Below are 3,722 nucleotides of genomic sequence, written 5' to 3' on the forward strand. Positions count from 1 at the left end.
GTGGTATAAATATTGGTACGACAACAATAAACATGAATAATATAGGAGCAAAGCCACTCTATAAAGCCACCAGCACGGGAATAGTATCATTGACAGGTGGTGAGTTACAAACAAATGGTATTTATGAAATAGTCTATAATGATGGCGTATCAACAAAAGGTCTTGATGGCTGGTATCTTTTAAACCCTACCCCCATTCCACCACCGAAGGTTGAAACCTTTCCTTGTGGTTTTATTGCGACCTTTGCTATGCAAGAAGTCCCAAACGGCTGGCTTTTATGTGATGGCGCTACTTATGAACGCAAAGATTATCCGCAATTATTCAAGGCGATAGGGGATAAATGGGGAAAAAACAGTGATACAACCTTTAAAGTTCCAGATTTTAGAGGAATGTTTTTGCGCGGCTTTGATAATGGGCGCGGTTTAGATCAAAATAGAGACTTCGCAGAGGTGCAAAAAGACAGCATTAAATCTCATACACATGCTTGTACCATTGAAGAGGCAGGTCAACATACGCATAAGCATGATTATTCTATGGTTACAAGAGTTGGTCAAATAGGTGGCAGAAATCCTGCTTTTGGTAATTCATATTATACAAAAGATACACAACCTGCTGGAGTGCACACGCATAAGGTAATGATTTCTTCAACGGGCGAGGCAGAAACACGCCCTGTTAATGTACCGGTTGTTTATGCCATAAAATCGTGAGTTTTTCAAATGATCAATAATCCGTCTGCTATTGATGATATTGCGGACGCGGAGCAAATCCGCGTCCTTTTTTATGCAAGCAATCGAATGGTTCATGCACCCTTAAATAAGGTACTTGATCTTGTCAAAAGCGACATACAGCATGATCTTTTAAGCGCTTTGGCAGAATATAAAGAAGCGACAGATAAACGCATAGAGATCATGCAAAAACTGATTGATGAATTGCAGTCCTCTCTCTCACACAACAAGACAACGAACTGATTAAGGAATGAAACGCGATGCCATTACCCTATCACACACATATATTTAAGCTTGAACCAGCAACAAAAGAAGAAGTCAAAGAAGGTGTTTTAGATAGTAAGGCTCTTGCACCTGTTTCAGTGGGGAGTGCAGCAGCTTATGAGGTAGAATATTTTGCAACCGCTGCTCAAGGAAAAAAGGCTGATGATGCTATTGCAAAGAGAGATATTGGAGCTCTTGCTTACAAAAATAAGGTCACAATTTGTGATATTGAAGCAAGTGGTGAAGCGCATGAGAATGCGATTTTATCAGGCGCTGGCTGGGTAAAAATATCGCCTTTAGGGATTGGCGATATGAAGGCTGCTACATATGATCCCGACAATGTGGGGGCAAATACATTTTCTATGGAAAATATGCACGAGGGTCCTACCAAAAAGATCTTAACCATAGAGGAAAGATCAAAGCTACGATGGTTGAGTTCTACGCAGCCAACGATGGAAAAATGGCGGAGGGGAGATGAAGGTGTTTATTATCCCATATCTCCGGTAGATCTCAAAAATACCATTCGTTATTTTGTAGGCTCAAAGTCTTTTGGTATGTCAAAATCAGTTTATGATCCAGATAAAATAGAAAAAGATGTATTTGATATGGAGAATATGAAGGAAGGGAAAAAGCATCTTATCTTAACTCCTCCAGAACGTGCACAGATTGCAAAAATTGATAAAGTTGAAGATGTTGCACAACAAGGGATTCATGTTGCAAGTGAAGCGAAGAACGTTGCAGATAGTGCATTAAGAACAGCAAATGATGCAAAAGCTTATGCAGTAGATGCAAAAAAAACGGCTGAGACAGCACAAAAAACGGGAGACAGTGCAAAAGCTGAGGCAAATATTGCGCAAACAGCAGCCGATAAAGCGCAAGATACAGCACATAGTGTACAGAAAAAAGTTGATCTCATTCAACCTCTTGCCAAACAAGACTGGATTGATGGCACAAAAACAGTGGATGCACTTATCTCACCAGCCAAACTGATGGCTTCAATCAAAGCAAATAGTAGCAATAGCAGCGGCGCTGGTAGCGGCAACAATGATGGCGGGGTTAGAAAACCTGTTGAAATTCTGATGACAGAAAGCGGAGATATTCCATTGCCTGATGGTATTACTGCTGACACCGATATCGAAGTATGGGCTTGGGGCGGTGGAGGTGGTGGCGTTAAGGATGGCGGCGGCGGCGGCGGTCAATGTGTGCATGTTAAAATGAAAGGTTCTGATTTAGATAAATTAAAAACAGCTTACATTGGTCGTGGTGGTAAAGGTAATGACAGTAACATTTTGTGCAATGGTGGTAGAACAATGATCAAAGGGCTTGTTACAGCAGAAGGAGGATATTCCGTTTCCATGACTCTCGTTAACTTTGGAGGGAAAGGCGGCGATGGAGAAGGAAACAGGGAGGGCAGCAGTGGTGAAAGCTTTATTTTTTCTGGTGGTAATGGTGGAGGGAGTGGAATAGACGGCAAGAGAGCTGGTACTGGTGGAAGTTCTTTTCTTGGCGGCGGCGGCGGCGGTGGCGGTAAATGTAAGGGTTCTATCATGGGGCAGGGTGGTGAGAGTTACAAAGGTGGTAACGGTGGTAGAGGTGGTAAAGAATGTGGCGGCGGCGGCGGTGGATATTTTGATGGGAAACACGGAAGCGACAAAATTGGCGGCGACGGCGGTGATGGAGCAGTACTCATAAAGGTATATTTATAAGGTGAATTGAACAATGGCACGGAAAATAAGTAAAGACTGTTTATACTGTTTAAAAAAGTGGGAAGGTTTGCGCTTGCAGGCTTATCAAGATGCTTCTGGCATATGGACGATTGGTTATGGTCATACGAAAAAAGCCGGTCAACCAACAGTTGTTGAGGGTATGGTGATTACAGAAAAAAAAGCTGAAAACATGCTTTTAGCAGATTTGCGGCAATATGAGAGGGCGGTAGAAAAAGCAGTTTGTGTGAATTTAAGCGACGAGCAGTTCGGCGCTCTTGTTTCCTTTTGTTATAATGTGGGTATTGCAGCTTTCCAAAACTCTACATTGCTTAAAAGGCTTAATCGGGGGGATTATGAAGCGGTACCAACCGAATTGCAGAAATGGACCAAAGCGGGAGGCAAACGTTTACAAGGTCTCGTACACCGGCGTGTAGCAGAGGCAGGGCTATGGGCGAAAGGGGCTTATGTTTCTTCTAATTATCAAACAGTAGAAACGAAACAACCAACAGGGTTTCTCAAAGCAGAAGCATTGGCACCGATTATTGGTTCTTTCTCAGGTCTTGGTGGGTTTTTAGCGGGCAATGGACCAATCCAATGGGCTTTAGCCGCCATTATGGTTTTAGCGGCATGTACTGGCATTTTCTTTGTTGCTAAACGCTTTCAGGAGCACCGCCTATGATCTTATGGATGAAAAGAAACTTGATGGTAACAGGTGCGGCTTTAGCCGCTTTTTTTATTGCCTTAGCAAAAGCTTTTACTCTTGGGAAAAAAGTAGAGCAACAAAAGCAAACAGAAAAAGCTTTAAAAGCAGCCACAACACGGCTTGAGGTGGAAAGTGAAGTTAATCAAAAAAGTGATGCTGATATGCGTGCTGCTCTCTCTCACTGGTTGCGCGACAAATAAATATGCTTCTTCTTGTGTTGGTTGGTTACCTATTTATTTAAGCCGGCAAGATCTGAACGCCATCAGTTCCAATTTAGCAAGAGAGATCTTAAAGCACAATAATCTAGGTGAACGCTTGTGTGGG

General features: G+C 42.6%; 5 protein-coding genes. All 5 read left to right on the forward strand.

Annotated elements, in window-relative coordinates:
- Positions 1–707 (forward strand): phage tail protein (locus ACFINY_RS09445; RefSeq protein ID WP_375701042.1); only part of this gene is annotated, 707 nt, incomplete at its 5' end.
- 9 nt (positions 708–716) lie between these two features.
- Positions 717–968, forward strand: coding sequence for a hypothetical protein (locus tag ACFINY_RS09450; RefSeq protein WP_375612617.1), 252 nt, complete (start codon positions 717–719; stop codon positions 966–968).
- A 17-nt stretch (positions 969–985) separates the two neighbouring features.
- On the forward strand, positions 986–2,695 hold the full coding sequence (locus ACFINY_RS09455; protein ID WP_375701043.1) for an alanine-zipper protein: 1,710 nt from the start codon (positions 986–988) through the stop codon (positions 2,693–2,695).
- Positions 2,696–2,708: 13 nt separating this feature from the next.
- Entirely contained in the window at positions 2,709–3,374 is a 666-nt protein-coding gene (locus ACFINY_RS09460; RefSeq protein WP_375612619.1) for a lysozyme, read from the forward strand.
- Positions 3,371–3,598, forward strand: coding sequence for a hypothetical protein (locus ACFINY_RS09465; RefSeq protein WP_375612620.1), 228 nt, complete (start codon positions 3,371–3,373; stop codon positions 3,596–3,598). Before ACFINY_RS09460 ends, ACFINY_RS09465 begins: the two co-directional genes overlap by 4 nt.
- The last annotated feature ends 124 nt before the right edge of the window (positions 3,599–3,722 follow it).

The organism is Bartonella sp. AA23NXGY, assembly GCF_042197165.1.
Lineage (GTDB): Bacteria > Pseudomonadota > Alphaproteobacteria > Rhizobiales > Rhizobiaceae > Bartonella.

Coding starts and splice junctions, on each gene's coding strand:
- ACFINY_RS09450 (WP_375612617.1), top strand. CDS start 717: ATGATCAATAATCCGTCTGCTATTGATGATATTGCGGACGCGGAGCAA.
- ACFINY_RS09455 (WP_375701043.1), top strand. CDS start 986: ATGCCATTACCCTATCACACACATATATTTAAGCTTGAACCAGCAACA.
- ACFINY_RS09460 (WP_375612619.1), top strand. CDS start 2,709: ATGGCACGGAAAATAAGTAAAGACTGTTTATACTGTTTAAAAAAGTGG.
- ACFINY_RS09465 (WP_375612620.1), top strand. CDS start 3,371: ATGATCTTATGGATGAAAAGAAACTTGATGGTAACAGGTGCGGCTTTA.